The organism is Burkholderia sp. LS-044 (assembly GCF_004803625.1).
GTDB classification, from domain to species: Bacteria; Pseudomonadota; Gammaproteobacteria; order Burkholderiales; family Burkholderiaceae; genus Burkholderia; species Burkholderia cepacia.
In genome coordinates this window covers 90,927-117,584 of the sequence record NZ_SSWO01000009.1, presented here as the reverse complement: position 1 = coordinate 117,584, position 26,658 = coordinate 90,927, and the positions used below count along the sequence as shown (strand labels likewise).

The window sequence follows — 26,658 nt, the reverse complement described above, 5'->3', positions numbered from 1 at the left end:
CCATCGAATCCATCCATGCATATCGATACCGACTCCCCCCGCCCGGCGCCCGGCGTCGCACGCGTCCCTTCCGAACCGTGGGGCACGCTGCCCGACGGCGACGCGGTGCGGCGCTACACGCTGCGTAACGCGCACGGGATGCGCGTCGTCGTCAGCGATCTCGGCGCGACCGTCGTGTCGTGGCTCGCGCCCGACCGCGCCGGACGCTTCGCCGACATCGTGCTCGCGCACGACACGCCCGCCGAATACGTCGAATCGGGCGTCTACCTCGGCGCGACGGTCGGCCGCTGGGCGAACCGGATCGCCGGCGCGCGCTTCACGCTCGACGGCGTCGACTACCGGCTCGATCGCAACGAGCGCGGCAATCTGCTGCACGGCGGCGCGAACGGCTTTCACCGGCAGCGCTGGGCCGTCGTCGACGATTGCGGCGGGTTGACGCTGCAGCTCGATTCGCCCGAAGGCGACGCGGGTTTTCCGGGCAACGTGAGCGTGCAGGTTCGTTATGCGCTCGACGACGACGGCACGCTGACGATCGACTACACCGGCGTCACCGACGCGCCCACGCCGCTCAACCTGACGAATCACAGCTATTTCAACCTCAGCGGCCGCGCGGGCGGCGACGTGCGCGGCCACGTGCTGAGCATCGACGCCGACGCGTTCCTCGAGGTCGACGACGCGCTGATCCCGACCGGCACCGCCGACGTGACCGGCACCGCGTTCGACTTCCGGCACAGCGCACCGCTCGGCGCGCGCCTCGACTGGCCGCACGCGCAGCTCGCGCGGGCGCGCGGGTTCGACCACTGTTTCGTGCTGCGCGACGGCGCGCACGCGCTCAGGCCCGTCGCGGCGATCTACGACCCGGAAAGCGGCCGCGAGCTGCTCGTGTCGACGGATCAGCGCGGCCTGCAACTCTATACGGGCAACTACCTGGACGGCGTGCGCGTGAGCGGCGGCACGCGCTGCGCGCGACACGCCGCGCTGTGCGTCGAAGCCGGCGGCTTTCCGGACCAGGTCAACATGGACGACCTGCGCGACGCCGTCATCGTTCAACCGGGCGCCGTCTATCGACAGACCACGCAGTACCGCGTCGGCGTTCGCGCCTGACGCGGTGCGCGCCGACGGCGCGGCTACGTCGCGCACCGCTGCCCGGTCGATCCTGCCCCGCTGCACCGCACGCGCGGTGCGATCCCCGGTGCGATCCCGGTGTGATCCCCTACGCGCGCCGCATCGTCGACACGAGCGCCGCATCCTCGCCCGTCCCGGCCGGCCGTGCCGATGCGGCGTCGGCCGGCCGCGGGCGCTCACCCAGCCCCGTGCCGCCGGTGCGCCGCCGCGCGGCATGCCGCTCGATCACCCGCTGCAGCACGCAGAACACGCACAGCAGCGCGCCGATCACGATCCGCGTCCACCACGAGCTCAACGTGCCGTCGAACGTGATCAGCACCTGGATCGTGCCGAGGATGCCGACCCCGAACACCGAGCCGATCACGTAGCCCACGCCGCCCGTGAGCAGCGTGCCGCCGATCACGGTCGCGGCGATCGCGTCGAGCTCCATCCCCTGCGCCTGCAGCCCGTAGCCCGACAGCACGTACAGCGTGAACACCACGCCGCCGAGCGCCGAGCAGAAGCCGCTCAGCGCGTAGACGCCGATCTTCGTGCGCGCGACCGGCAAGCCCATCAGCAGCGCCGAACGTTCGTTGCCGCCGATCGCATACACGTTGCGGCCGAACCGCGTGAAATGCGCGACGTAGATCGCGGCGGCCAGCGTCGCGAGCGCGATCAGCGCGCCCGCGCTCAGCGTGCCGCCGCCGACCGGCACGCTGATGCCCGCGATCGCATGAAACGTCGGCTCGTTGATCGTGATCGACTGCGTCGTGATCAGGAAGCACGCGCCGCGCGCGAGAAACATCCCGGCAAGCGTGACGATGAACGGCTGCAAGCGAAAGCAATGGATCAGCGCGCCCATCGCCGCGCCGTACAGCGCGCCGAACGCCAGCACGAGCGGCACGATGACCCACACCGGCCAGTGCAGCCGCTCGGCGCCGACCGCGCAGAGGATCGTTGTCAGCGCAACGACCGAGCCGACCGACAGGTCGATCCCGCCCGACACGATCACGAACGTCATCCCGATCGCGACGATCAGCAGGAACGCGTTGTCGACGAGCAGCCCGGTGAGCACCTGCATCGAGAAGAATCCGGTGTACATCACGGCCCCGAAACCGAACAGCGCGACGAACAGCAGGATCGTCACGACGATCGGCAGCGTGCGCGGGTCGGCGAGCCGGCCAAGGAATCGGGTCATCGGGGCGTCGCTCCGGTGGTGGCGCGCGAACGCGCGGATGGCAGCAACCGTGACGCATGCCGGACGACGAGCGCGCGCGCCGCCTCCGACTGGATCAGCGTCACGACGATCACGACGACCGCCTTGACGACGAGCGTCGCCTCCGGCGGCACGCCGATCGAATAGGTCGTGTAGGTGAGCGTCTGGATGATCAGCGCGCCGAGCACCGAGCCGGCGAGGCTGAAGCGGCCGCCGAGCAGCGACGTGCCGCCGAGCGTCACCGCGAGGATCGCGTCGAGTTCGAGCAGCAGCCCGGCGTTGTTGCCGTCGGCGCTGCGCACATTCGAACTCGCGAGGATGCCGGCGAGCGCCGCCATCACGCCCGAACACAGATACACGCCGAACACGACCGCACCCGCGCGCAGCCCGACGAGCCGCGTCGCGACCGGATTCACGCCGATCGCGCGTATGAACAGCCCGAGCGCCGTGCGGTTCACCAGCAGCGCGGTCGCGGCGATCGTCGCGATGGCGATCCACACCGCGCACGGCACGGTCGCGAGATAACCGCCGCCGAGCGCGAGATAGCCGGGCGCGCCGATCGGGATGATCTGGCCGCCCGTCAGCAGCTGCGCGACGCCGCGGCCGGCCACCATGAGGATCAGCGTCGCGATGATCGGCTGCATCCCGACGAACGCGACGAGCAGCCCGTTCCAGGCGCCCGCGAGCAGGCCGACGCCGAGCGCGGCGGCCAGCGCGGCACCGACCCGCGACGGATCGGCGTCGAGCACGATCGCCGCGGCCGCGCCGGCGATCGCGACGATCGCGCCGACCGAGATATCGATCCCGCGCGTCGCGATCACGAGCGTCATCCCGAGCGATACGATCACGAGCGGCGCCGCGCGGTTCAGGATGTCGATCGGCGCGCCGAACAGGTGGCCGTCGAGCAGCGCGATCGACAGGAAACCCGGACGATGCGCGACATCGAGCGCGAACAGCAGCGCGAGCGTCAGCACCGGCCACGCGAGCGAATGACGAAACAGCATGCGCAGCGGCGTCATGACTGGCCTCCCGCGATCAGACGGTACACCTGCTCCTCGGACGCATCGGCGCCGGTCAGCTCGGCGACCTTGCGACGGTCGCGCAGCACCGCGATCCGGTGGCTCACGCGCACGACCTCGCCGATCTCCGACGAGATGAACAGGATCGCGAGCCCGGTCTTGCATAGCGCGAGCACGCGCTCCATGATGTCGAACTTCGCGGCGACGTCGATCCCGCGCGTCGGTTCGTCGAGAATCAGCAGCTTCGGGTCCGTCGCGAGCCAGCGCGCGAGCAGCACCTTCTGCTGGTTGCCGCCCGACAGCAGGCCGATCGGCTGCTCCGCGTCGCGCGCCTTGATGCCCAGCCTGGCGATATACGACTCGGCGATCTCGCGCTGGCGCGCGCGCCCGATCAGCCGCCACCAGCCGCGCCGCGCCTGCAGCGCGAGGATGATGTTCTCGCGAATCGACAGCGCGGCGACGATACCCTCCTTCTTGCGGTCTTCCGGGCAGTACGCGATGCCGTGCCGCACAGCGTCGTGCGGCGACGCGAGCCGCGTGCGCGTGCCGTCGATCTCGATCGCGCCGGTGTCCGGGCGCTCCGCGGCGAACGCGAGCTGCGCGGTTTCGGTACGCCCCGAGCCGAGCAGCCCGGCCAGCCCGACGATCTCGCCGGGCCGCACGTCGAGATCGAGCGCGCTCATCATCCCGCGCCGGCCGACCTGCTGCATCGACAGGAACGGCGCGGCGTCGCCCGCGGTGCGCGCGGCGGCCGCGGCACCCGCCTGCAGCGTATCGGACATCCGCTCGCGGCCGGTCATCTTCGCGACCAGCGCGTCGACCGGCAGGTCGCGCGCCAGGTACTCGCCTTCGCGCTCGCCGTTGCGCATCACGGTGATCCGGTCGGACACCGCATAGGTCTGCTCGAGAAAGTGCGTGACGAACAGGATCGCGATGCCCGACGCCTTCAGCCGGCGCAGCACGTCGAACAGCCGCGCGACCTCGCCGTCGTCGAGGCTCGACGTCGGTTCGTCGAGGATCAGCACGCGCGCGTCGACGGAAACGGCGCGCGCGATCGCGACCATCTGCTGCACGGCGATCGGGTACGCGTCGAGCGAGCGCGTGACGTCGAGCGACAGGTCGAGTTCCGCGAGCGCCGCGCGCGCACGCGCATGGATCGCGTTCCAGTCGATCGCGCCGCGCCGCATCGGCTGCCGGCCCGCGAAGATGTTCTCGGCGACCGACAGGTTCGCGCACAGGTTCACTTCCTGGTAAAGCGTCTGGATCCCGGCCGCCTCGGCTTCGCGCGGCGCGGCGAAGCGCACGGGCCGGCCGCCGACGCGAATCTCGCCCGCGTCATGCGCATGCACGCCGGTGAGCACGTTGATCAGCGTCGACTTGCCCGCGCCGTTCTGGCCCATCAGCGCATGGATCTCGCCGGGAAACAACCGGAAGTCCACGCGCTGCAGCGCGCTGACACCCGGAAATGACTTGTCGATGCCGGTCATCTCGACCACCGGCGATTGCGTCATGACCCCTCCGTCGAAACGGTTGCGAAGCGGTTGCGACTCGGGCGGCAGCCGCGCCGCCGCCCGCGCGGGACATCAGTACTTGCGGGTCGGCAGCACCTGCGCCGCGACGTTCATCGGGAACACCGTCTCGTTCGTGACGATCCGCTTGGGCAGCTGCTTGCCGGCGACCACGTCCTTCACCGCGCTCATCAGCTGCGGGCCGAGCAGCGGGCTGCATTCGACGTCGACGTTGATCTTGCCGGCGATCATCGCCTGGAAACCGCCCTTCGTCGCATCGAACGACACGACGCTCACGTCCTTGCCGGGCTTGATCCCGGCTTCTTCCATCGCCTGGATCGCGCCGAGCGCCATGTCGTCGTTGTGCGCGTAGACAACGTTGATCTGCTTGCCGTAGGTCTTCGCGAACGCTTCCATCACCTGCTTGCCGCCGGCGAGCGTGAAGTCGCCGCTCTGCGACGCGATCACCTTGAATTTCGGATTGTTCTTGATCACTTCGAGCAGGCCCGCGCGGCGATCGTTGGCCGGCGCGGAACCGACGGTGCCCTGCAGTTCGACGATGTTGATCGGGCCCGCATCGTTCTTGTAGCGCTCTTCCATCCAGTGGCCGGCGCGCCGCCCTTCCTCGAGGAAGTCCGAACCGATCATCGTCACGTACAGCGACGGGTCCTTCACGTCGACCGCGCGATCGGTCAGGATCACCGGGATATGCGCGGCCTTCGCTTCGGTCAGCACCGGTTCCCAGCCCGATTCGACGACCGGCGAGAACGCGATCACGTCGACCTTCTGCGCGATGAACGAGCGGATCGCGCGAATCTGGTTCTCCTGCTTCTGCTGCGCGTCCGAGAATTTCAGGTTGATGCCGGCGTCCTTCGCCGCGCCCTTCACCGACACGGTGTTCGCGGTGCGCCACGCGCTTTCCGCGCCGACCTGCGAGAACCCGAGCGTGATCGGCTTTTGCTGCGCGAACGCGCCGTGCGCGAACACCGTCGCCGCGGCGACGAGCGCGCCGGCCGTCAGCTTCCTGAAGAATGTCATGGTCCGTCTCCGATGATGTCGTTGTATGCCGCTGCGCTGTTGTGGTTCTGCGTGGCGCGGGGATGCGGGTCGGGCTGCAGACCGGGCTGGCGCGTGCGGCCGGCCCGGTCTGCATGCCCCGCATCAGTCTATGAACAAGTCCGATAACCTTCCAATGAAATATTGGATTCGGGCGATATCGGAATCGGCATACGTATAAACACCTAAACGGGCTGGGGGCGGTGCGGCGGAGATGGGGAAAGGCGCCGGCTATACGAGCGCGCAAGGCGCGATCATGGTCGGCTTCGTGAACTGGGCCGGCACGCCGGGCTCGGTTGCGATCGGCTGGCTGACGGATCGCTTCGATCGCTACGGGTGATCGCCGCGAGTTTTTGCCTGGCGGCACGGTCGCTCCGGGCCGCGCACGGGATGCAGTCGACGTTCCGGCCCCGGCAGGTGCTCGCCTTTGCCTGGAGATGATTCATTCCCGGCGCCCATACCGGCATGAACGCGTTGACCGCGCGCTTCTACCCGACCGTCGCGCGTTCGACCGGCTTGAGCTGGTGCATGCGTTCGGAGGGCTGGGCGCGATCGGCAGCGCATTTGCCGGCGCGGCCCTCCTCAGCGCGGGGCTGGGGCTCGGCCAGATTCTTCCGCTGATGGCCGACGTGCCGCTGATCGGCGCGGTAGCGGGGCTCGTGATACGCCGGGCGCCGGGCGCTGGCCGATGAATCGAAGGGAACGGCCGTGATTTCTGCGGCGGAGGTTTCCGCGAATACCTGACGAGAGCCGTCGCGACAGCGCTCAAATCCGGCAGGCCGCCACTTTCCTGTCGGTCTCGCCAACGATCTCCTCGGTCAACGAGCGGATAACGACTTGTGTCCCGTTGCCTTCAACGCGACATTGACATCATCGCGCGTGTTGACGATACGGCCTTCCACCTTGCAATCCGATTGCACCGGCTTCGCACCGACTGCAAATCCCACGCCGCCGAGATCGGTTGCTACCCATTGCGCGTTGCGCCTTTCAAGCGCGAACTTCATGATCTCGACCTGGTCATCCGTCATCTCCAGGCTGCCGTCCTTATCCGTCAAACCAATACATGCGAAGGCGGCATCGTGATCCTTGATCAGGTCGACCACGAAATAGCGGTAATCCTTCAGGTCGGGTTCGCTGTCGTTCAGCCGGTGAATGGCAGCCAGTATATGGGCGCGGTCAGGGTCGCTCTTGTCCAGATCGCGGGCATACGTCACGTTGGCGACGGTCGCGACGAGGATCAAGGCGCATGCAGTAAGCCTGGATAGCTTTGTCATCAAGATTCGAGAAAAAAAAGTAACCGGGATCGCCCCGTCATCGATGTGCTGCCGTCATCCGGCACAAGCGCCAGTCGATAGTCGTCATCCGTTGCGTCATAGCCGGTCGGGAGCCGATACGCTACCACCAAAGACGGCGACAGATGGCTTTTGTTCATCTCATGCGCGTTGCCCTGGTTCCCCCCCAACGTTGCCAACGATTGCAGATGTTGATGAGCATCGAAGCGATCGCGCCGTACACCGGCTTGTTCCCCTTGGTCGGCTTCCCCCACTTCGGGAAACTGCTTGCCATCGCATTGGTCTTTCCCTTCGTCCCCTCATAGCCCGCGCGCTGCATACACGAGTTCACGAATGCCGCACAGTATGCGGCGGAATTCGGATCAGCCTTGGTTTGCGACGTCGCACCGAAATACTCCTTGATGTGCTCGGCGGAAACGTCTCCTCCCTTGCGCTTGATGCCGACGCGACACTCCTCCTCTGCATACGTCATCCACGGTGCATGCCTGGCACTCGGCGCCTTGGTTTTCGGGTAATCGCTCTCGTCCCGGGAACGGACAGCATGCACTTCCGGCGCCGGCTTTGGACGGACGATCCGGCGCCCACAGGTGCCGCCACAGAGGATGAGCCTGCCGCCACCGGTTCGGCGGCCGTTGCCGCACCCGGTGACGAAGACGGGTGCGCATGTGCCTTCGGTACGGCCAGTACCCGATGCGGATACAGAAAGTACGGCGATGCAATGCCGTTCAGACGCGCCAGTACGCGATAGCTCGTCGAGTATTTTTCACGGTGTGCTCGCCGCATCACCCGCGCCGGCCGGCCGGATGACGGGCCGGTCGCTCACGCCGGCCGAGATTACCGCGCATCGCCATCGCCGGCGACGCCAAACCGCCGGTCGATGCCGCTGTCGCGACCGCGCGACGTCTCGCCGCCCCGATTCGGCACGACGCCGGCCGCATGCGGCCGACCGTCGTCGGCCGCGCGCGCCGGGTTCAACGCTTGCAGCACGCTCGCGCGCCCACCGTCGTCATCGGGCAATTGCGGCATCCCGCGTGCAAAGGCCGGCGCGACCGCCGCCGCGAGCAGCGCGGCGATCGCCAGCCGGGAAAGGCGCTTCATCGCCTGTCTCCCGGTCACTGCGCGCTGACGGCCGGCACCGGCGTCGACGCGGTCGCGGTGGCCTGCTCGCCGTGCGCGATCGCATAAAGCTCGCGATTGCGCGCGATCGTCTGCGGGCTCGGCGGATAGTCCCAGTTCGACGTGGGCACGGTGCCGTCGCGCTGCGCCTGAACGAGCTCGGCGATCACGTCGGCACGGGTCGGGCCCGACGACGACGCTTGCGCGAAAGCGGCAACCGGCGTGCCGATGGCGAGGGCGAGCAGCGCGGTCGCTGCGATCAGTCTGCGATTCATGATGAAACTCCCCAGAACGGTTCGATGAGGACGCATCGTCGATGCGCCGCCGGCGGTGCCGCGGATGCGGTTCTCCGCCCGACGTCTTCATTCTGGTGACTGCGGCCGGCACGACGCTGACCGTTACATGACAATCCTGAAATCTGCGGCGCAACGCGCAGATAACAGTTTCGTAATCTTCGAGTCAGGGCCGGGTCAACGCGGCACCGGCAGACTGCACGCTCGTCGCATCCATCGCGGCGCCCTTGCCCTGCTTCGAGGAAAACATCATGTGGATCGTCCGGCTGGCGTTACGCAGGCCCTATACGTTCGTCGTGCTCGCACTGCTGATCTTCATCGCGGGCACGCTCGCGATCCTGCGCACACCGACCGACATCTTTCCGAACATCGACATCCCGGTCGTCAGCATCGTCTGGTCGTACAACGGCTTTTCCGCCGAGGACATGGCCAAGCGCATCACGACCAACTACGAGCGCGCGCTCACGTCCGACGTCGACGACATCGAGCACATCGAATCGCAATCGCTGAACGGCGTGTCGGTCGTGAAGATCTTCTTCCACCCCGGCGCGGACATCAATCGCGCGATTGCCGAAGCCTCGAGCAACTCCGCGTCGATCCTGCGGATCCTGCCGCCGGGCACGCTGCCGCCGAACATCATCACGTACAACGCGTCGACGGTGCCGATCCTGCAGCTCGGGCTGTCGAGCAGCACGCTCGCCGAGCAGCAGCTGTACGACCTCGGCAACAGCTTCATCCGCACGCAGCTCGCGACCGTCCAGGGCGCGGCCGTGCCGCTGCCGTTCGGCGGCAAGGTGCCCGAGATCGTCGTCGACCTGAACATGCGCGCGCTGCAGGCCAAGGGGCTCGCGCCGATCGACGTGGTCAACGCGATCAACGCGCAGAACCTGATCCTGCCCGGCGGCACCGCGAAGATCGGCGCACGCGAATACAACGTGCAGATGAACGGCAGTACGCAGACCGTCGCCGCGCTGAACGACCTGCCGGTGAAGACCGTCGGCGGCAACGTCGTCTATGTGCGCGACGTGGCCCACGTGCGCAACGGCTACGCGCCGCAGACCAACATCGTGCGCAGCGACGGCAAGCGCGCGGCGCTGCTGACGGTCGAGAAGACCGGCAGCGCATCGACGCTGACGATCATCGGCCAGGTGAAGGCGATGCTGCCGAAGATCGCGGCCGGCCTGCCGAAGGCGCTGCACATCACGCCGCTCGGCGACCAGTCGGTGTTCGTGAAAGCGGCGATCCAGGGCGTCGCGCGCGAAGCGCTGATCGCCGCGTGCCTGACGGCGCTGATGATCCTGCTGTTCCTCGGCAGCTGGCGCGCGACGCTGATCATCGCGGTGACGATCCCGCTCGCGGTGCTGACGTCGCTGTGCGCGCTGGCCGCGCTCGGCGAGACGATCAACATCATGACGCTCGGCGGGCTCGCGCTCGCGGTCGGGATTCTCGTCGACGATGCGACCGTCGCGATCGAGAACATCACGCACCACCTCGAACGCGGCGCGCCGCTCGAGGAGGCGATCCTGACCGGCGCGGGCGAGATCGCCGTGCCGACCTTCGTGTCGACGCTGTCGATCTGCATCGTGTTCGCGCCGATGTTCCTGCTGACGGGCGTCGCGCGCTACCTGTTCGTGCCGATGGCCGAAGCGGTGATCTTCGCGATGATCGCGTCGTACTTCTTCTCGCGCACGCTGATCCCGACGCTCGCGATGGTGCTGATGCGCGCCAAGGGGCACTGCAAGCCGCCGCGCGGCATCTTCGCTCGCTTCGCGCGCTTCCAGGCCGCCTTCGAGCACCGTTTCGAAGCGGTCCGCGCGCGCTATCGCGCGCTGCTGTCGGCCGCGATCGCGAACCGGCGCCGCTTCGCGGCCGCGTTCCTGCTCGCCTGCGTGGCTTCCACGAGCCTGTTCGCCGTCGCCGGGCAGGATTTCTTCCCGTCGGTCGATACCGGCGAGATCCGGCTGCACCTGCGCGCGCCGACCGGCACGCGGATCGAGGAGACCGCGCGCCTGACCGACGAGGTCGAGACGCGGATCCGCTCGGTGATCCCCGCGAACGAACTGGCCGGCGTGCTCGACAACATCGGCGTGCCGGTCAGCGGGATCAACCTGACCTACGACTCGTCCGATCCGGTCGGCGCCGGCGATGCCGACATCATGATCACGCTGAAGCCGAACCACCGGCCGACCGCGCAGTACGTGACGAAGCTGCGCAACCTGCTGAACCAGGCGTTCCCGGGCGTGACCTTCGCGTTCCTGCCGGCCGACATCGTCAGCCAGATCCTCAACTTCGGGTTGCCCGCGCCGATCGACATCCAGATCGTCGGCAACCGGCTCGATGCGAACCGCGCGGTCGCGAACCGGCTGCTCGCGCAACTGCGCGGCGTGCGCGGCCTCGTGGACGCACGCATCCAGCAGCCCGGCGACGCACCCGCGATCAACGTCGACGTCGATCGCACCAAGGCGATCCAGGCCGGGCTCCAGCAGCGCGACGTGGCGCAGAACCTGCTGATCGCGCTGTCCGGCAGCTCGCAGACCACGCCGAACTTCTGGCTGAACCCCGCCAACGGCGTCAGTTACCCGGTGCTGGTGCAGACGCCGCAGTACGACGTCAATTCGCTGCAGTCGCTCGCGAACATCGCGATGCCGACCGCCGCGCAATCGCCGCAGACGCCCGCGGGCGGCCCCGCGGCCGGCGCGGGCGCGCAGAACCTGCTCGGCACGCTGGGCACCTTCTCGCGCGCCGAGCAGCAGGCCGTCGTGTCGCACTACAACGTGCAGCCGGTGCTCGACATCTTCGCGTCGGTGCAGGACCGCGATCTCGGCGGCGTGACGGCCGACGTGACGAAGCTCGTCGACGCCGCACGCGCGCAACTGCCGCCCGGCTCGTCGATCGTGCTGCGCGGCCAGGTGCAGGCGATGCACCAGTCGTTCGCGGGGCTGCTGAGCGGCCTCGTGCTCGCGATCGCGCTGGTCTACCTGCTGATGGTCGTGAACTTCCAGTCGTGGCTCGACCCGCTCGTGATCGTCAGCGGCCTGCCCGCGTCGCTCGCGGGCATCGCGTGGATGCTGTTCGTCACGAACACGACGCTGTCGGTGCCCGCGCTGACCGGCACGATCCTGTGCATCGGCATCGCGACCGCGAACAGCATTCTCGTCGTCAACGCGGCGCGCGAGCTGAGCGCCGGCGGCACGCCGCCGTGGCAGGCCGCGCTCGACGCGGGGTTCAGCCGGTTCCGCCCGGTCGTGATGACCGCGCTCGCGATGCTGATCGGCATGCTGCCGATGGCGCTCGGCCTCGGCGACGGCGGCGAGCAGAACGCGCCGCTCGGCCGCGCGGTGATCGGCGGCCTCGCGTTCGGCACGGTGTCGACGCTGCTGTTCGTACCCGTCGTGTTCGGCTTCGTCCATGCGTGGCTCGAACGGCGACGCGATGCGGCCGCCGCACGCCGCGTGCCGGACACGCCGGCACTGCCTTGAGCACGGATACCCGGATAGCTGGACTGGATACCCGCCGATTTCCTCCGACTCGCCCGACTTCGAACCCATCATGAACGACTCGACCGAACCTCTCGCCCCGCTTTCCGCCGAAACGGCGGCGGTGCCGCCTGTCGCGCGCGACACCGCACCCGACGCGCCGCCGCCCCGTCGCGGCCGCCGGCTCGCCGTGCCGCTGGCCGCGCTCGCATTCGCCGCCGCGCTGCTGGCCGCCGGCATCGTGCCGCGTATCGATGCGCGCGCCGCGCAGCGCGTGCAGGTGGCCGCGCAGCAGGCGCTGCCGGTGTCCGTGATCCGGCCCGGCGCCGCGCCGGCCGACCAGACGCTCACGCTGCCGGGTGCGGTGATGCCGTACGCGGAGGCGTCGATCTACGCGCGCACGAGCGGTTATATCGCGCACTGGAGCGCGGATATCGGCACGCACGTGAAAGCCGGGCAGACGCTCGCGCAGATCACGGCGCCCGACCTCGACGCGCAGTTGCGCCAGGCGCACGCCGACACGTCGACCGCGCAGGCGAACTACGACTACGCGAAATCGACCGCGCAGCGCTGGCAGGAGATGCTGAAAACGCAGTCGGTATCGCAGCAGGACACCGACACGAAGGTCGCCGACATGAACGCGAAGCGCGCGATGCTCGCCTCCGCGCAGGCGAATGCCGCCCATCTGAACGAACTCGTGTCGTACGAATCGGTGACGGCGCCGTTCGACGGCGTGATCACCGCGCGCAACGTCGACGTCGGCACGCTCGTCACGGCGGGCGGCACGCCGGGCAGCCCGGGGCTGTCGGGCGAGCTGTTCCACCTCGAGCAGACCGACACGCTGCGCGTGTTCGTCGACGTCCCGCAGGACAGCGCGGCCGGCGTGTCGGTCGGCACGCCCGTGTACCTGACCACGCAGCAGTACCCGGGCCGGCGCTTCGCCGCGCGCGTGGCGCGCAGCGCGGGCGCGATCGATCCCGTGACGCGCACGCTGCGGGTCGAGATCGACGTCGACAACCACGACGGCGCGCTGATGCCGGGCGCGTATGCGCAGGCGCACCTGCTCGTCGCGAGTGCCGCGCCCGCGTTCGAGCTGCCGGTCAGCGCGCTGCTGTTCCGGCCGACCGGCGTGACGGTCGCGACCGTCGCCGCGAACAGCACCACCGCGCTGAAGACCGTGCAAATCGGCCGCGATTTCGGCACGCACGTCGAGATCGTCGCGGGGCTGGCCGCGACCGATCGGGTGATCGACAACCCAGGCGATTCGATCGCCGACGGCGAGACCGTGAAGATCGTGGCGGTCGAGCCCGGCGCGGCGCAGGCGGCTGCGCAGGCCGGCTCGGCTACCGGCGTGCCGGCGGCGCCTCGCGCGGTAGCGGCCGCGGCAGCGCCGGCCGCCGTCGCGGCGCCCGCGTCGACGCCGGTTGCGACGTCGACGCAGGCCCGCAGCTGACCGTTCATGACAACCCGCGAGATCTCCACCATGTGCCTCTTTCATCCGCTCCCGTTCGCGCGCCGCGTCGTCGCGCTCGGCATCGCCGCCGCGTTGACCGCATGCTCGACGCTACCCGCCTACTCGCCCCCCACCGTCGCGGTGCCTGCGCACTATGCGGGCGTACCGGCTACGGGCATACCGGCTTCGGGCATACCGGCTACGGGCATATCGGCTTCGGCCGCCCCCGTCTCCCAACCCGGCTGGAACGTCGCCACGCCCGCCGATGCCGCGTCGCGCGGCCCGTGGTGGACCGTCTTCGACGACGCCGCACTGAACGCGCTCGAAGCGCGCGTCGACATCTCGAACCAGACCGTGAAGAAAGCCGTCGCCGATCTCCAGCAGGCGCGCGCGATGGTCGGCTACCAGCGTGCAGGGTTCCTGCCGACCGTCACGGCCGGCGTCGCGCAGAGCCGCTCGCGCTTGTCGCAGAACAAGCTCGGCTCGTCGCTCGCCGGCAAGACGACGCCCGACTACCAGGCCGGCGTCGCCGCGAGCTGGGAACCCGACCTGTTCGGCCGCGTGCGCGACGCCGTGACGGGCGCGCAGGCGAATGCCGAGGCGAGCGCGGCCGACCTGCAGGCCGTGAGGCTGTCCGTCACGGCCGAGCTCGCGACCGACTATTTCGCGCTGCGCTCGCTCGACACGCAGAAGCAACTGCTCGACGAAACGGTGCGCGCGTATGCCGATGCACTGAAGCTGCTGAAGCAGCAACTCGCGGACGGCGCGATCGACGCGTCGGCCGTCGCGCAAGCCGAGACGCAGCTCGAATCGACGCAGACGCAGGACACCGACATCGACGCGTCGCGCGCGCAACTTCAGCATGCGCTCGCGACGCTGGTCGGCGAAAGCGCGTCGACCTTCACGCTGCCGCCGCGCGTGCAGGCATTCGACGTGCCGGCGATCCCGGCCGGCGTGCCGTCGCAACTGCTCGAGCGGCGGCCCGACATCGCGGCGGCCGAGCGGCGCGTCGCGGCCGCGAACGCGCAGATCGGCGAGGCGCGCGCCGCGTTCTTTCCCGACCTGGTGCTGTCGGCGAGCGCGGGGCTCGAAAGTTCGTTCTTCGCGCCGTGGCTCACCGCGCCGAGCCTGTTCTGGTCGCTCGGCTCGCAGCTCGCCGGCACGCTGTTCGACGGCGGGCGCCGCAGCGCGTCGCTGCATGCCGCGCATGCGCAGTACGATGGCGTGGTCGCCGATTACCGGCAAACCGTGCTGGCCGCGTTCCAGCAGGTCGAGGATCAGCTTTCCGCGCTCGATGCGCTCGCATCGGAAGCGAACAGCCAGCAGCGCGCGACCGACGCGGCCGACCTGTCGCTGAAGCTGACGACCAACCGCTTCGACGCCGGTGCGGTCAGCTATCTCGACGTCGTGACCGCGCAGACGATCGCGCTGTCGAACCGGCGCCTGGCCGACCAGATCGCTGCGCGCCGGATGGAGGCGGCGGTCGCGCTGCTGACGGCGCTCGGTGGCGGCTGGAACAAGGATACGGATATGGATGCGCACGCAACGGCCGCCGCGCACGCGGCCGCTACGCCGTCGGCGTCCTGACGAACGTGAGGATGAAGCGCGTGCCGGCCGCGTCGCTTTCGACGCGTGCGGTGCCGCCGTGCAATTCCATCACCGAGCGCACGATCGCGAGGCCGAGCCCGGCCGTGCCGCCCGGCACGCCGCCGCTGCGCGCGGGGTCGCCGCGCACGAAACGCTCGAAGATGCGCGGCAGCAGCGCGGGATCGATCGGCTCGCCCGGATTCGCGACGACGACGCGCACCGCATCCGCCGTTTCGTCGACACGCAGCGTGATGACGCCGCCCGCCGGCGTATAACGCAGCGCGTTGGCCAGCAGGTTGCTGACCGCGCGGCGGAACAGTTCGAGATCGGCGGTCAGTTGCCCGTGCCCGTCGACGCGCAGCGTCGATCCTGCTTCGTCGGCCAGCCCTTCGAAATAGCCGGCGATACGCTCCAGTTCGTCGTGCACGTCGAACGCACGCTGCCGCGTGACGAAACCCGGATGCTCGGCGCGCGCGAGAAACAGCACGTTCTCGATCATCCGCGCGAGACGGTCGTATTCCTCGAGATTCGATTCGAGCAATGCCTGGTACTCGTCGGGCGAACGCGGCCGCGCGAGCGCCACCTCGGTCGCGCCGCGCATGTTGTTCAGCGGCGTACGCAGGTCGTGCGCGAGATCCGCGCTGAATTGCGACAGGTGTCCGAACGCCTGCTGCAGGCGGCCGAGCATCGCGTTCTGCGCGTCGACGAGCGCCGTCAGCTCGCGCGGCGCACGCGACGCGTCGAGCCGCGTATCGAGCTTGTCGACGGTGATCCGGCCCGTGTTCGCGACGATCTCGCGCAGCGGCGCGAGCGATGTGCGGATCAGCCAGTAGCTGAGCAGCATCGCGAACAGCGCACCCAGGCCGCCGGCGATCTTCAGCCGGTCGCGGTAGCCGTCGAGCATCGCGGCGCGATCGCTCATGTTGCGCGCGATCGCGATCCGGATCGTCGAGTGGTCGCGCAACTGGGCATCGCTGACGACGCCGCGCACGGACACGCCGCCGCCGGCCGTCCACGTTGCGATCCGGTCGGTGGTGATCCGTTCGTTCGCGGGCACCGGCGTCGCGTGCGGCGGGAACAGCGCGGCGTCGGGCAATGCCGGCAGCGCGGGCGAGGTGGGCGAGGTGGGCGTCGATGCGGCTGCCGCCGGCTCGGGCGAGTCCTCGAACCCGGTGCGCTCGACGTTGTGGCGCGCGAGCACGTTGCCCTGCCCGTCGACGACGGCGATCGACAGCGCCGCGTTGCCGAGCACCTGGCTCGTCAGCCGGTCCGCGTGCGTGCGCACCGCGTCGAGCGAATCGAGCTCGCCCGCCAGCCGGCGCGTGTGCCGCGCGGCGAGCACGATGTCGAGGTCGTCCTGCGTGCTCACCTGTCGCTCGAGGGCCGTATACACATAGGTGCCGACAAGCGCGAAGACGGCGAGCATGGTCGCGCCGAACGCGAGCGCGAGCGTCGCGCCGATCGAGCGGCCGATCAAGCGGCCGAGCTTCATGCGGCGTCCTTTGGCTCGAGCACGTAGCCGACGCCGCGCACCGTATGGATCAGCTTGACCGCGAAATCGTCGTCGATCTTCGCGCGCAGCCGCCGGATCGCGACTTCGACGACGTTGGTGTCGCTGTCGAAATTCATGTCCCACACGTACGACGCGATCTGCGTGCGACTCAGCACCTCGCCCTGCCGGCGCGCGAGCAGTTGCAGCAGCGAGAATTCGCGCGGCGTCAGGTCGATCCGCACGGTGCCGCGCTTCACGCGGCGGCGCACGACGTCGATCTCCAGGTCGCCCACCGCGATGCGCTCCGTCTCGCGCGGCGGCCCGCGCCGTGCGAGCGTGCGGATCCGGGCAAGCAGCTCGACGAATGCGAACGGCTTCACGAGGTAGTCGTCGGCGCCGAGTTCGAGGCCGTGCACGCGATCCTGCACGTCGTCGCGCGCGGTCAGGAACAGCACGGGCGTCGCGTGCGTGTCGCGCAGCCGCTTGAGCACACTCCAGCCGTCGAGCACGGGCAGCATCACGTCGAGCACGATCACGTCGTAGCTTTCCTCCTGCGCAAGCGTCAGGCCCTCGCCGCCATCCTTCGCGAGATCGACGCTGAAGCCGGATTCCTCGAGCCCTTTCTTCAGGTACGCGCCGGTCTTCGGTTCGTCTTCGACTATCAGGATGCGCATGGTCGGCTCCGTCGCATGGGGTGGTGACATGCGCCGATGTTACCGGGAAACGCGGCGCGCGAGCCGCATCGTGCAAGCGCGAAACGGGCGGATTACAAAACTGTAATCGGCGGGTCAGCGTCGTGACTGCCGCGGCAACCAGAATGGGATACGTGGGGCCGCCCCACTCGCCCGTTCGTTCAACCACCAGGGAATCGCCATGAAACTCTTCACTGCCTTTGTCGTTGCCGCGCTGAGCCTGCCGTTCGGTACACAGGCCTTCGCCCAGTCCACACAGGCGCCGCTCACGCGCGCCGAAATCTACCAGCAGCTGATCAATGCCGAAGCCGGCGGCCTGCTGCCGACGGACCGGAACGACTACCCGCCGTCGCAGGCGCAGATCGCGCGCAATCGCCAGCTTTACGCGCGCGCGCATCCCGATGCGGCGCCGGTCGCGACGGCATCGGCCGGCTCTTGATCGCCGCCTATGTTCGGCAGCCGGCTGACGGCCGGATCGCGCGCCGACCCGGCGCCTGGCGGCGGATTCCGCGGCGCCCGCAGCCGGGCCCGCGAAATCCTAGTCGCTCAAGCGCTCGAGCGCACCGGCCCGACGGCCGCCCGCCCGTCCGACGACGTGAAACGATGATCGCGAAAAAACGGGCCGTGCTCGGCCCGGGCATGCCGGCCGCATGCCTTTCCGGCGCGATCCTGCTCATTGGCCGGCTCCCGGCCGCCGCCTCACGCCTCGCCGCTCACTCGCGGCGGTGCGGTCGAGCGCCCGTCTCGGCGACGCGGTCGACCCAGCCCCGGTAGAACGCGCGGTACTTGAGCACGAGCTTGTCGTACCTGCTGTACGCGCCGCCGCCGTCCGGCTTCATCCCGTTCCAGATCCTGACGTCGTACCCCGCGGCCTGTCGGGTCTGCAACCCGAACAGCACGTAGTCGGTCGCGCGGCGCAAGACGCCACCCACCTTCTTGATCGAGATGAGCATGTGCATGACGTTTTTGCCGTCGCTCACCGGCGTCACGCACTGGAGCAGCTTGTATTTGAAGTCTCCGTCCAGCGCGACGGTCATCACGCACCCGCCGGGGTAGCCGTCGAAGTGCAGGTTCATCTGCGACATGTTCAGGCCGAGCGCGCGCGACAGCATGCCGAGCGGCCCGAAGTACCGGTTCACGGTGAAGTCGATCCCGGCACCGAACCACGCGCCCGCCCGGGCCAGCGGCTCGACCTCCGGCCACAGGCGCCAGTCGTCGAACAGCTTGAGTTCGAAGGCCGAGATCGGGAGCGCGTGCACGGGGGTCGCGTGCTGCGCGTCGTAGAAGTTCTCGACGATCCGCAAGACCGCCGTCGTCGTCTCGAACGCGAAGTGCAGGTGCATGAAGTCGCCGTTGTCGACGTCGGCCGCGGCGATTTCGGGCAGCGGGTGCAGCGGCTGCGGAGAGCCGTACCAGACCCACACGTAGCCGTACCGCTCCGCGGTGACCCACGTCGGCTGACGCGCGCCGCGCGGAACGGGCTCCAGCTGCCGCACCACCTGGCTGTGTCCGGGGATGTGAACGCACCGGCCCTGCTCGTCGTACCGCCAGTGGTGAAACGGGCACTGGATGCACCCGTCCGTGACCCGCCCGTCGGCCAGGTTCGCGCCGAGGTGCGAGCAGTGGCGGTCCATCACCACCGCCCGCCCCGTCGCGCCGCGCCACGCCACGCACGGACGGCCGAAGAGCGTCAACTCCGTCGGCTTGTCCTTGAGGTCGTCCGAGCGCATCGCGACGTACCAGCTCGCGGCCACGCGCGTGGTCGCGTCGTACACCCCCGGGGCTTGCTCCGTGGCGACCGCTTGATCGAATTGAACGTCGTTCATCGTTTTCCTGGCGGTGTCGGCCGGCTACTTCAGCGCCAGGCCGATGCGGGTCGTGATGTACGCCTTGAGCAGCGCGAACATCGGGTTGTAGTCGAAGTACCGTTTCACCTCTGCCGGCGCGCTGGTTTGCGTCCAGTGCATCAGCTTCATCGCCGGCACCAGGCTGTACTTCGAGTTGTTGAGTTGCGGCCTGGCCCCGGTGATGCAGTACCCGAAGCCGAACATCGGCCTGGCGAACTCGCGTTCGTCGATGAGGGCGTGAATCCGCGCCGCGGCCTCCCCGGCCTCCTTGTGCCCGGCGCTCACGGCCTCGACCTCGGCTTTGGCGTCGTTGAACAACTGGTAGTACCCCTCCATGTCCGCGCACAGGTATCCGAGGTACGGAGGGTCGTTGTCCAGGTGATCGAGGTCGCGCTCGTCACGCGACGCGCGGAACCTCGCATGGGCCTGCACGAGCCGGAACTGCCCGAGGATCGTGCCGACCGCCCACAGCCGGTGGAACGCATCCCACAGGCGGAAGTCCGAGAACGCCGTGTAGCAGCAACTGACGAAGTCGTCGTTGTGGTCCAGGAGCTTCTGCTGCAGGCGCTCGATGTACTCGAAGCGCTCGGGGGAGAAGTCGTCGTCGCGCAGCGCCTTGATGAGGCGCGCCGCGAGCGCATGGATGGTCACCGCGGTGTTCTCGAGCCCCCGGGAGAACAGCGGGTCGATGAACCCGTTCGCATGCAGCATCAGGCAGTAGCGGTCGCCGACGCAGGCGCTCGACGAGAATTGCAGGCGGTCGGTCTTGACCCAGTCGCGCACCGGCACGGCGTCCCGGAACTGCGCCGCGATGCTCGGGAACCGCGCGAGGAACTCGTCGAATTCCTGCTGCGCGGAGATGTCCGTTTTCGGGTAGACACGCGGGTCGAGCTGCAAGCCGACGCTCACCAGGTTGTTGGTCGATCGCGGGTGGTTGTTGAACGGAATCACCCAGAGCCAGCCGCCCGCGAACATGTGATGCAGGGTTCCCTCGTGCCAGCGCCAGCGCTGCCCCTTGACCTTGAAGATGTCGTCGAACGGCTTGACCCCGAGCATGTGCGTGTAAATGCTGCGCGAGTGCGTCTTGAAGCGGCACGGCTCTTCGCGGAGCTTGAACTTGGTCGCGAGCGGCGCGCGCGGCCCGCCGCAATCGATCATGTACCGGCCGGTGAACCGTTCGCCCTGGGCGGTGGTCACCGCGACGCCGTCCTTGTCGGCGTGGTATTCGGTCACGTTCGTCTTCTGGCGCACCGTGCAGCCGTATTTGATCGCGGCCTGCAACAGGTAGGCGTCGACGTCCTGGCGGTAATAGTGGCTCTCCGGGCCCCACGGCAGCTCGGGAATCACGCACTGCGTGAATTCCTTCGGGTCGTGTTCCTGGCCGGGCTTGTGGAACACGAAGCCGAAGTTGCGCTTGATGCCCGTGCTCGATGCGACGTAACGCTGCGTCGCGTAGAACGACGTGATGCGGTCGAGCTCCGGAATGCCGTAGCGATCGGCGATGATGCGATTCATCAGGGACGTCTCGGGGATCGACGATTCGCCGATCGTGAAGCGCGGGTGCGACGACTCCTCGATGATCAGCACGCGAAACTGCTGGTTGGCCAGGATCGCCCCCATCTGGGTGCCGGACATGCCCGACCCGAGGATGATCACGTCGAAGTGGTTGCTGTCGCGCCCGTTCGCGGGGCTCTTTTGAGTCATGAGGGCACACTCTCCTTGTGAGATGGAACACATGGCTGCACGCGTCGGGCGTCGGGCGTCGGGTGTCAGGGCTCGTCGAGCGCGGCGCGAAGGCGGGACCGCACGGCACGCGTGAGCGTGAGCAGCTCGCCGAGCATGCTGGGCGCGTAGCCCCCGCTGCCGATCGTCGGGCCGCTTCGCCCGACTTCGTACGCCCGCTCCGCCAATTTGACGTGCGGCGCGCGGAAGCGCAGCAGGATCTCGAAGACCCGGTCGAGGGCGGCCAGCCCGGCCACGACGGGCTCGCCCCGCGCGCCCGTCGCCTGCACCTCGTCGAGCACGCGGTCGACAAGCGAAGGCGCCCCGGCGAACCGCGCGTAGATCGCCCCGAACTCGGGAAGCACGTAGGGCAGGTACGTCTCCTTGAATTCCCGATAACCCGGGTGGTCCGATTGCGACCCCCACAGCACGTGCTCCAGCACGAAGAGCGGCATTTCCACCGCACCGGGGCCGAGGTAGCTCCGGCCCCCGACCCGAATCGGTTCGTAGTACGGCCGAAGCTCGTCGTAGAAGACCTGCACCGAGATATAGCGGTAGGCGTAAACGATCGATTCGACCATCTTGTGGAGATAGTCCGCCAGCTCGTCGCACCCTTCGGCGAACGACGGCGACCGCAGGGGTACGTCGTACAGCTCGACGGTCATCCCGATGGCCGCCTCGAGCGCCGCCATCGAGATGCGCACGCTCTCGAGCAGGTGCGCTTCGTCGCGCAGCCCGGTGTAGCTCCGCTGCGCGTCGGCCGCCGCGGGGTTCCAGACCGTCACGTGCAGGAGCGTCTCGCGCGGCGGCAGGCCGGTCACGCGCGCCAGGTCGAGCAGCACCGGCTCGAGCCCGGGCACCGCGTCCACGGGCTCGTGGCCGTGCCGCTTGAGCGAGCCCAGGAAGAACCCGATGTCCCGCATCGCGGCGGCGGCTTCGACGAAGCCCCAGCCGGCGGGCACGCCGCGCACCGGGAGGAACTCGCGCAACAGGCCGACGATGCCGGGCACGTCCTTCTGACGGTTCAGGCCCGGCAGTTGCAGAACGAGCGCCCGCGCCCGCAGCGGATCGCAAGCCGCCACCGCGGCGTGCGTCGCCGCGAATGCGCATGCGCGGTCCAGGGTGCGCTCCACTACAGGATTTCCGGCGCCGCGAGCGTCGGCCCGGGCTGGCTGCGAGACAATCCCGCGCCGCCGTCGCGCAGCGACCGCAGGTAGTCGTAGTTCGTCGGCAGGCTCGTCCGCAGACGCTCGGCCTCGCGCCGGATGCGGGCGAACATCGCCTCGGCCTTGTCGATCGACTCGGGCCGGTGCTGCAAGAGCGGCAGCGACCGGTCAGGCAGTAGCCCCAAGCCTGCAAAGATGCAGTAGTAGTTTCCGTTCAACCAGAAGTTCCTGAATTCGTAGTCGAACGTTTCGTAATACGTGGAATCGTCGAACGACGTGGTGGTCAGCGGCAATCCTGCCTTGTAGCGCTGAACCTTTTCCTTGATGGCATCCGAGAGGCGCAGGTCGTACCGGTTCGCGAGCCAGAACGGCGTGTCGTCGCGCGACGACGTGAAATAGTGCGCCTGGACGAAATCCCGGCAGTCGTCGAACATGTGGACGATCTCGGCGTTGAATGCGTCCGCCAGCCGCGGGTCGAACGAGGTATCGGGGAAGTGCTTCACGAGCTGATAAAGCGCCGCGTAGATGAAGTAGATTCCCGTCGATTCCAGGGGCTCCAGGAAGCACGACGACAGCCCGATCGCGACGCAGTTGTTTACCCACGCCCGCCCGTTGCGCCCGACCCGGAACTTGATCTGGTTGAGCGGCTGCTTGTCCGACAGGCCCCAGAGGTTGAGGAAGTCGGCGGTGGCCTGGTCGCGCGACGTGAACTTGCTCGAGAAGACGTAGCCGCTGCCGAACCGGCCCAGCATCGGAATCTTCCAGGTCCACCCCGCATTCATGGCGATCGCCGAGGTGTACGGCTCGACTCCCACGCGCGCATCGGCATTCGGCACGGCGCTGGCGACCGCGCTGTCGCACAGCAGGTAGTCGGACATGTCGATGAAGGGCTCTTTCAGCGCCTGGTTGATCAGCAGCCCCCGCATGCCGGAGCAGTCGATGAACAGGTCCGCCTCCAGCGTGCGCCCTTCCTTGGTGGACAGGCTGGCGATGTAGCCGCGTTCGTTCAGGTGAACCTGCTCGACCTCGTCGATCACCTGTTTGACCCCGCGCTCGATGGCCCAGCGCTTCAGGAAGTCGGCTACCAGATGCGCATCGAAGTGCCACGCGTGGGACATCTGGCGGGTGCCGTCGGACAGGCACGGTGCGAGCTTGGCGTCGAGCGCCCCGGGCTGCGGGTAGCACGCGTACTCCATCGGCTGCTGGAAGCCCTGTTCGCGCTTGCGCATCCAGTAGTGGGTAAGCGGCACGCCGTCGCAGTTCGGCACGGTGCCGAACAAGTGGTAGAAGTGATCGTCGCGCGAGCGCTCGGGGGACTTCCTCCAGTTCACGAACTTGATGGCGGCCTTGAACGCGCCGTTCACCTGGGGCATCCACTCCCGCTCCGGTATCCCGAGGAAGTCGAAGAACACCTTCTGCAAACTCGGGATGGTCGCCTCGCCCACGCCGATCCGGGGGATCGCCGCGGACTCGACGAGCGTAATGCTCGTGTGCTGCTGGAGCGCCCGGACGAGGTACGAAGCGGCCATCCAGCCCGCGGTGCCGCCGCCCACGATGACGATATTCTTGATCGGGTTGCTCATGACACGGTTCTCATAGGATTTGAAACCTGAAGGGATGGTGCCGCCTGATCGAGCTGAACTCGTAAATCGTCCGGTAACGCGTCATGAATGGATTGGCTTTCCGATGCAGAAATTTCCATTAACGCATCGAATGCACATGAAACTTCAGCCTCCCGAAGTTTTCCATACCGTTCGCGTAACCTGTCCGATACACCTTAACAGCGTTCACGACGGCATACCTCGTAAAATTTCATATCAATTTTCATAGCCCCAGAGAAATATTCAATCCATAAAATATCGGCGAGATATTTTATGGATGAGCATTTACATTTTTAAAAATCAACCATTTCATTTTTAGCCAACACACCCGTTTATTGTATAAAAACGATAAATTAACTACCCAATTAACGGGAAACGAATAAGGTCGCCACCATTTGCGAAACAATGATGTCGACCCTTGCGCATTTCGGCGAACTTGACCTGCTCCCGGCGATGAGAGGGGTGCTGCCGGACAGGCCTTAGCGGTTGAGTACGGAAAACGCCAGCGTGCCCGCGAACATCGCCAGCACGACCGACGCGCCGCGAAGCAGCGTTCCGGTATGGGTGGCCAGCGACCGGCGCGCCGTCAGGACGCCGCCGACGACAAGCCACATCGAACCGATCGTCACGGCAAGCGCCGTAAAGACCGCGATCGAGCAGAGATAGAACGGAACCGATACGAAAGCCTGCGGCGGAAAGATCGCCGTGGCGAACAACAACGCCTTCGGGTTCATGGTCGTCGCGACGAACATGTCGCGAAAGCCGATGGTGCCCGACCGGATGTCTTCAAGATGCGGGCTTTTCCATAGCTGCAGGGCGAGATAGAAGATGTAGGCCGAACTCCCCAGCTTCAGCACATCGTAAAGCCAGGGCCGCGTGGCCGCGAAGGTCGCCAGGAAGAAACCCCACAGTGATATCGCAAAGCCGTAGCCCGATGCCTCCGCCACCAGGAGTCGCGACGATTGCCGGAAGCCGACCTTGATTCCCGAGGACAGCAACAAGGTATTTGTCGGGCCTGGCGTGGCCAGGACCAGCGAAACGTAGAGTGCCATCTTCAACATCACCTGGAATGTCGGCATCTTGCTTCCTTGGTGTCGATGACGGTCGCCATGTGTCGGGGCGAGCTGTCGTATCGGTTGTGGGTCATTCTGCATTCGGGCCGCTGTCGGCGTTCGCAACAGGCGCCAGCGGTGCCCGGCAACCATGCCAATGGCGATCAAGAGAAAACCAGCCGGGTTCGAGGGACTTTGGGGAAATGGCGCGTTTTTCACGGCATTACCGTTTCGCAGCGAATTGTACGTCGCCGATCCGAATTATGCTGCGTCTGAAAATGCCCGCCCGAGATTAAAAATAGATGCAACCAATGTTACTCAATCACACATTTTTCATGCTTAAAAGTAAAGCGTAACTTTCCGCGCGATTGATTCAATTACGTGTTCTTAATCGTTTAATCGGGTCACGATGATCAAAATGGCTCCAATAGCCCCGACAAGAACCGCGCGGGGAAACAAACGTCACCTGCGCGCCACCCTGAATATGTCACGGGTCAAATCCGCCAATGGCTGGATCTCTATTGGTTCATAACAGGCACCGACCCTGCCGTTCGGCACGCAGACTTTCGCACCATCCACGCCGGCGTCGCTCATGCGCGCCGAAGTCCGCCAGCAACCGATCGATGCCGAAGCCGACACACTGCTGCCGACCAACCGTAACGACTGTCCACCGTCGCACACGCACGCGCATCCCGATGCGGCACCGGTCGGTTGTCGATCAACGGTAGACGGCCGCGTCGCAGACGCCGTCCCTTTTCATTCGCTCCACCGCTTTATTATCAGGAATCCTTTCATGTCATCCAGTAGAGCGATGCATCATCCGTGCGTGACGCGGACGTGAGTGAACCCGAGGCCTTCCCGCCAGCACGGCGCCATGCCCGCCACCGGATCATCGGCGTCGTGCCGGTCGCGCTGATCGCCGTTCACCTGCCGCGCCAGACGAAACCGGTCTCGGTGTAAAACGATGCGGCTACGACCAATGGCCGTCAGCCCGTCGTTGGCGCGAACGACTTCAGGTACTTCATGCCGGTGTCGCACATGATCGTCACGATCGTGGCGTCCGGGCCAAGCCGTTCGGCGAGTCGCAATGCGCCAGTTACGTTGGCTCCGGTCGACGTACCGCAGAACAACCCCTCTTCGGCGGCCAGTCGGAACGCCATGGCTCTCGCCTCCTCCGTGGAGACACGCTCGAGCTCGTCAGCAATCCCGTCGCGCCAAAGCGGCACGACATAACCCGCGCCGATCCCGTCGATCTTGTGCGCGCCGGTAGGGCCGCCCGACAGTACCGCGGATTCGGCCGGCTCCACACCGGCGATCCGAATGCGTGCATCGTGTTGGCGCAAGCGCCGCGAGATCCCGCGCAGCGACGCAGCCGTGCCGACGCTCTGGACGAAGCCGTCGAGGCGGCCGCCGGTCTGCTCCCAGATCTCGTCGGCCATCTTCGTATAGGCGTTGAGCTGATCGGTGTTTTCCATCTGCGCCGTGATGTACGCGCCCGTCTCGCCGGCAATTCGATGCGCTTCGCAAATCATGTCCTTCGTCAGCTTCTCGGTTTGCTTGCCGTTGTCGCTGGCGACGAGCGTCAGCTTCGCGCCCAGCAGGCGCATGTGATCCAGCTTTTCCTTCGAGAACGCATCCGATGAAACCAGATGCAGCGGATGCCGCTTGACGGCACACACCAGCGCCAGCGACACACCTGTGCTGCCGCCGGTGTATTCGACCACTGCGCCGCCGGGCTTCAGACGCCCATCCCGCTCGGGAGCTTCGATCATCTCGAGCGCGATCCGATCTTTCATGCTGCCGGTTGGATTCTGGCTTTCGAGCTTGACGAAAAGGCGTGCGCCGTTCTTCGGGACAACGTTTCGCAACGGGACGAGTGACGTGTTGCCGATCGTGTCGAGGATGTTGCCGGGAGTCGATTTCATGGTGACCTCTGAAGTAAGCAGGCAAGTGAAACGCAAGTGCG

24 protein-coding genes are annotated in these 26,658 nt (G+C 67.3%); 8 read left to right on the top strand and 16 right to left on the bottom strand.

From position 1 onward, the window contains the following. Window positions 1–15: 15 nt before the first annotated feature. Window positions 16–1,104 carry an aldose epimerase family protein gene (locus E9536_RS23265; RefSeq protein WP_060357099.1) on the top strand — a complete coding sequence of 363 codons (1,089 nt, stop codon included), beginning with the start codon at window positions 16–18 and terminating at the stop codon, window positions 1,102–1,104. 109 nt (window positions 1,105–1,213) lie between these two features. Here the strand turns inward: E9536_RS23265 and yjfF are convergent, their stop codons facing one another. The 4 genes from yjfF to E9536_RS23245 all read right to left on the bottom strand — a co-directional run bounded on the left by yjfF (window position 1,214) and on the right by E9536_RS23245 (window position 5,885). Beyond that, a complete protein-coding gene (gene yjfF, locus E9536_RS23260) occupies window positions 1,214–2,302 on the bottom strand; it encodes a galactofuranose ABC transporter, permease protein YjfF (protein ID WP_136470822.1) in 1,089 nt (362 codons plus the stop codon). Next, entirely contained in the window at window positions 2,299–3,339 is a 1,041-nt protein-coding gene (locus E9536_RS23255) for an ABC transporter permease (protein WP_027792870.1), read from the bottom strand. The genes yjfF and E9536_RS23255 overlap by 4 nt, the downstream gene beginning before the upstream one ends. Next, window positions 3,336–4,850, bottom strand: a complete 1,515-nt coding sequence (locus E9536_RS23250; protein WP_060198961.1) for a sugar ABC transporter ATP-binding protein — start codon at window positions 4,848–4,850, stop codon at window positions 3,336–3,338. Before E9536_RS23250 ends, E9536_RS23255 begins: the two co-directional genes overlap by 4 nt. A 72-nt stretch (window positions 4,851–4,922) precedes the next feature. After that, window positions 4,923–5,885, bottom strand: coding sequence for an ABC transporter substrate-binding protein (locus E9536_RS23245; RefSeq protein ID WP_059686211.1), 963 nt, complete (start codon window positions 5,883–5,885; stop codon window positions 4,923–4,925). Between the two features lie 232 nt (window positions 5,886–6,117). Between E9536_RS23245 and E9536_RS42555 the strand changes: the two genes are divergently transcribed. After that, window positions 6,118–6,243, top strand: coding sequence for an aromatic acid/H+ symport family MFS transporter (locus E9536_RS42555; RefSeq protein WP_136470820.1), 126 nt, complete (start codon window positions 6,118–6,120; stop codon window positions 6,241–6,243). A 97-nt stretch (window positions 6,244–6,340) separates the two neighbouring features. After that, a complete protein-coding gene (locus E9536_RS23235; protein WP_136470818.1) occupies window positions 6,341–6,595 on the top strand; it encodes a hypothetical protein in 255 nt (84 codons plus the stop codon). 126 nt (window positions 6,596–6,721) lie between these two features. On the opposite strand, the gene E9536_RS23230 is transcribed toward E9536_RS23235, so the two are convergent. From E9536_RS23230 to E9536_RS23215, 4 genes are all read right to left on the bottom strand, one after another. Beyond that, on the bottom strand, window positions 6,722–7,177 hold the full coding sequence (locus tag E9536_RS23230; protein WP_136470816.1) for a hypothetical protein: 456 nt from the start codon (window positions 7,175–7,177) through the stop codon (window positions 6,722–6,724). Between the two features lie 154 nt (window positions 7,178–7,331). After that, the gene (locus tag E9536_RS23225; protein ID WP_136470814.1) at window positions 7,332–7,667 is read right to left on the bottom strand and encodes a hypothetical protein; all 336 of its coding nucleotides are present in this window, start codon (window positions 7,665–7,667) and stop codon (window positions 7,332–7,334) included. A gap of 362 nt (window positions 7,668–8,029) precedes the next feature. Next, complete coding sequence (locus E9536_RS23220; RefSeq protein WP_060084741.1) at window positions 8,030–8,293, bottom strand: hypothetical protein; 264 nt, start codon at window positions 8,291–8,293, stop codon at window positions 8,030–8,032. Between the two features lie 14 nt (window positions 8,294–8,307). Next, window positions 8,308–8,586, bottom strand: coding sequence for a DUF4148 domain-containing protein (locus E9536_RS23215; RefSeq protein ID WP_059902728.1), 279 nt, complete (start codon window positions 8,584–8,586; stop codon window positions 8,308–8,310). Between the two features lie 269 nt (window positions 8,587–8,855). On the opposite strand from E9536_RS23215, the gene E9536_RS23210 reads away from it, so the two are divergent. The 3 genes from E9536_RS23210 to E9536_RS23200 all read left to right on the top strand — a co-directional run bounded on the left by E9536_RS23210 (window position 8,856) and on the right by E9536_RS23200 (window position 15,120). Continuing rightward, window positions 8,856–12,083, top strand: coding sequence for an efflux RND transporter permease subunit (locus E9536_RS23210; RefSeq protein ID WP_136470812.1), 3,228 nt, complete (start codon window positions 8,856–8,858; stop codon window positions 12,081–12,083). A 70-nt stretch (window positions 12,084–12,153) separates the two neighbouring features. Next, entirely contained in the window at window positions 12,154–13,533 is a 1,380-nt protein-coding gene (locus E9536_RS23205) for an efflux RND transporter periplasmic adaptor subunit (protein WP_136470810.1), read from the top strand. Between the two features lie 30 nt (window positions 13,534–13,563). After that, complete coding sequence (locus E9536_RS23200) at window positions 13,564–15,120, top strand: efflux transporter outer membrane subunit (protein ID WP_136471009.1); 1,557 nt, start codon at window positions 13,564–13,566, stop codon at window positions 15,118–15,120. Here E9536_RS23200 and E9536_RS23195 read toward each other — a convergent pair. Both E9536_RS23195 and E9536_RS23190 read right to left on the bottom strand, forming a co-directional pair. Continuing rightward, the gene (locus tag E9536_RS23195; protein WP_136470808.1) at window positions 15,101–16,612 is read right to left on the bottom strand and encodes a heavy metal sensor histidine kinase; all 1,512 of its coding nucleotides are present in this window, start codon (window positions 16,610–16,612) and stop codon (window positions 15,101–15,103) included. The genes E9536_RS23200 and E9536_RS23195 overlap by 20 nt on opposite strands. Further along, complete coding sequence (locus tag E9536_RS23190; RefSeq protein WP_021160488.1) at window positions 16,609–17,286, bottom strand: heavy metal response regulator transcription factor; 678 nt, start codon at window positions 17,284–17,286, stop codon at window positions 16,609–16,611. Before E9536_RS23190 ends, E9536_RS23195 begins: the two co-directional genes overlap by 4 nt. Before the next feature lie 199 nt (window positions 17,287–17,485). Here E9536_RS23190 and E9536_RS23185 point away from each other — a divergent pair, with 199 nt between their 5' ends. Further along, a complete protein-coding gene (locus E9536_RS23185; RefSeq protein WP_027792878.1) occupies window positions 17,486–17,743 on the top strand; it encodes a DUF4148 domain-containing protein in 258 nt (85 codons plus the stop codon). A 274-nt stretch (window positions 17,744–18,017) separates the two neighbouring features. Here E9536_RS23185 and E9536_RS23180 read toward each other — a convergent pair whose 3' ends face one another. The 5 genes from E9536_RS23180 to E9536_RS23160 all read right to left on the bottom strand — a co-directional run bounded on the left by E9536_RS23180 (window position 18,018) and on the right by E9536_RS23160 (window position 24,719). Further along, window positions 18,018–19,130: a Rieske 2Fe-2S domain-containing protein gene (locus E9536_RS23180; RefSeq protein ID WP_136470806.1), complete on the bottom strand. Its 1,113-nt coding sequence runs from the start codon at window positions 19,128–19,130 to the stop codon at window positions 18,018–18,020. Window positions 19,131–19,154: 24 nt separating this feature from the next. Further along, window positions 19,155–20,855: a tryptophan 7-halogenase gene (locus E9536_RS23175; protein ID WP_060198977.1), complete on the bottom strand. Its 1,701-nt coding sequence runs from the start codon at window positions 20,853–20,855 to the stop codon at window positions 19,155–19,157. A 65-nt stretch (window positions 20,856–20,920) separates the two neighbouring features. Further along, window positions 20,921–22,006 carry a monodechloroaminopyrrolnitrin synthase PrnB family protein gene (locus E9536_RS23170; RefSeq protein WP_136470804.1) on the bottom strand — a complete coding sequence of 362 codons (1,086 nt, stop codon included), beginning with the start codon at window positions 22,004–22,006 and terminating at the stop codon, window positions 20,921–20,923. Continuing rightward, window positions 22,006–23,622 (bottom strand): tryptophan halogenase family protein, encoded by a 1,617-nt coding sequence (locus E9536_RS23165; RefSeq protein WP_136470803.1) that lies wholly within the window; start codon window positions 23,620–23,622, stop codon window positions 22,006–22,008. The genes E9536_RS23170 and E9536_RS23165 overlap by 1 nt, the downstream gene beginning before the upstream one ends. Window positions 23,623–24,119: 497 nt before the next feature. Beyond that, a complete protein-coding gene (locus E9536_RS23160) occupies window positions 24,120–24,719 on the bottom strand; it encodes a LysE family translocator (RefSeq protein WP_060084750.1) in 600 nt (199 codons plus the stop codon). A gap of 795 nt (window positions 24,720–25,514) precedes the next feature. Here E9536_RS23160 and E9536_RS41545 point away from each other — a divergent pair. Beyond that, entirely contained in the window at window positions 25,515–25,652 is a 138-nt protein-coding gene (locus E9536_RS41545) for a hypothetical protein (protein ID WP_168799564.1), read from the top strand. 26 nt (window positions 25,653–25,678) lie between these two features. Here E9536_RS41545 and E9536_RS23155 read toward each other — a convergent pair whose 3' ends face one another. Beyond that, window positions 25,679–26,653, bottom strand: a complete 975-nt coding sequence (locus tag E9536_RS23155) for a cysteine synthase family protein (protein ID WP_247873497.1) — start codon at window positions 26,651–26,653, stop codon at window positions 25,679–25,681. Between the last annotated feature and the right edge of the window lie 5 nt (window positions 26,654–26,658).

Excerpts from the sequence above, each read along its gene's own strand:
- E9536_RS23215 (WP_059902728.1), bottom strand. The coding sequence starts at position 8,586 with ATGAATCGCAGACTGATCGCAGCGACCGCGCTGCTCGCCCTCGCCATC.
- E9536_RS23235 (WP_136470818.1), top strand. The coding sequence starts at position 6,341 with ATGATTCATTCCCGGCGCCCATACCGGCATGAACGCGTTGACCGCGCG.
- E9536_RS23180 (WP_136470806.1), bottom strand. The coding sequence starts at position 19,130 with ATGAACGACGTTCAATTCGATCAAGCGGTCGCCACGGAGCAAGCCCCG.
- E9536_RS23225 (WP_136470814.1), bottom strand. The coding sequence starts at position 7,667 with ATGACGTATGCAGAGGAGGAGTGTCGCGTCGGCATCAAGCGCAAGGGA.
- E9536_RS23205 (WP_136470810.1), top strand. The coding sequence starts at position 12,154 with ATGAACGACTCGACCGAACCTCTCGCCCCGCTTTCCGCCGAAACGGCG.
- E9536_RS23255 (WP_027792870.1), bottom strand. The coding sequence starts at position 3,339 with ATGACGCCGCTGCGCATGCTGTTTCGTCATTCGCTCGCGTGGCCGGTG.
- E9536_RS23265 (WP_060357099.1), top strand. The coding sequence starts at position 16 with ATGCATATCGATACCGACTCCCCCCGCCCGGCGCCCGGCGTCGCACGC.
- E9536_RS42555 (WP_136470820.1), top strand. The coding sequence starts at position 6,118 with ATGGGGAAAGGCGCCGGCTATACGAGCGCGCAAGGCGCGATCATGGTC.
- yjfF (WP_136470822.1), bottom strand. The coding sequence starts at position 2,302 with ATGACCCGATTCCTTGGCCGGCTCGCCGACCCGCGCACGCTGCCGATC.
- E9536_RS23165 (WP_136470803.1), bottom strand. The coding sequence starts at position 23,622 with ATGAGCAACCCGATCAAGAATATCGTCATCGTGGGCGGCGGCACCGCG.
- E9536_RS23185 (WP_027792878.1), top strand. The coding sequence starts at position 17,486 with ATGAAACTCTTCACTGCCTTTGTCGTTGCCGCGCTGAGCCTGCCGTTC.
- E9536_RS23160 (WP_060084750.1), bottom strand. The coding sequence starts at position 24,719 with ATGCCGACATTCCAGGTGATGTTGAAGATGGCACTCTACGTTTCGCTG.
- E9536_RS23190 (WP_021160488.1), bottom strand. The coding sequence starts at position 17,286 with ATGCGCATCCTGATAGTCGAAGACGAACCGAAGACCGGCGCGTACCTG.
- E9536_RS23250 (WP_060198961.1), bottom strand. The coding sequence starts at position 4,850 with ATGACGCAATCGCCGGTGGTCGAGATGACCGGCATCGACAAGTCATTT.
- E9536_RS23230 (WP_136470816.1), bottom strand. The coding sequence starts at position 7,177 with ATGACAAAGCTATCCAGGCTTACTGCATGCGCCTTGATCCTCGTCGCG.
- E9536_RS23220 (WP_060084741.1), bottom strand. The coding sequence starts at position 8,293 with ATGAAGCGCCTTTCCCGGCTGGCGATCGCCGCGCTGCTCGCGGCGGCG.
- E9536_RS23195 (WP_136470808.1), bottom strand. The coding sequence starts at position 16,612 with ATGAAGCTCGGCCGCTTGATCGGCCGCTCGATCGGCGCGACGCTCGCG.
- E9536_RS23200 (WP_136471009.1), top strand. The coding sequence starts at position 13,564 with ATGTGCCTCTTTCATCCGCTCCCGTTCGCGCGCCGCGTCGTCGCGCTC.
- E9536_RS23175 (WP_060198977.1), bottom strand. The coding sequence starts at position 20,855 with ATGACTCAAAAGAGCCCCGCGAACGGGCGCGACAGCAACCACTTCGAC.
- E9536_RS23245 (WP_059686211.1), bottom strand. The coding sequence starts at position 5,885 with ATGACATTCTTCAGGAAGCTGACGGCCGGCGCGCTCGTCGCCGCGGCG.
- E9536_RS23210 (WP_136470812.1), top strand. The coding sequence starts at position 8,856 with ATGTGGATCGTCCGGCTGGCGTTACGCAGGCCCTATACGTTCGTCGTG.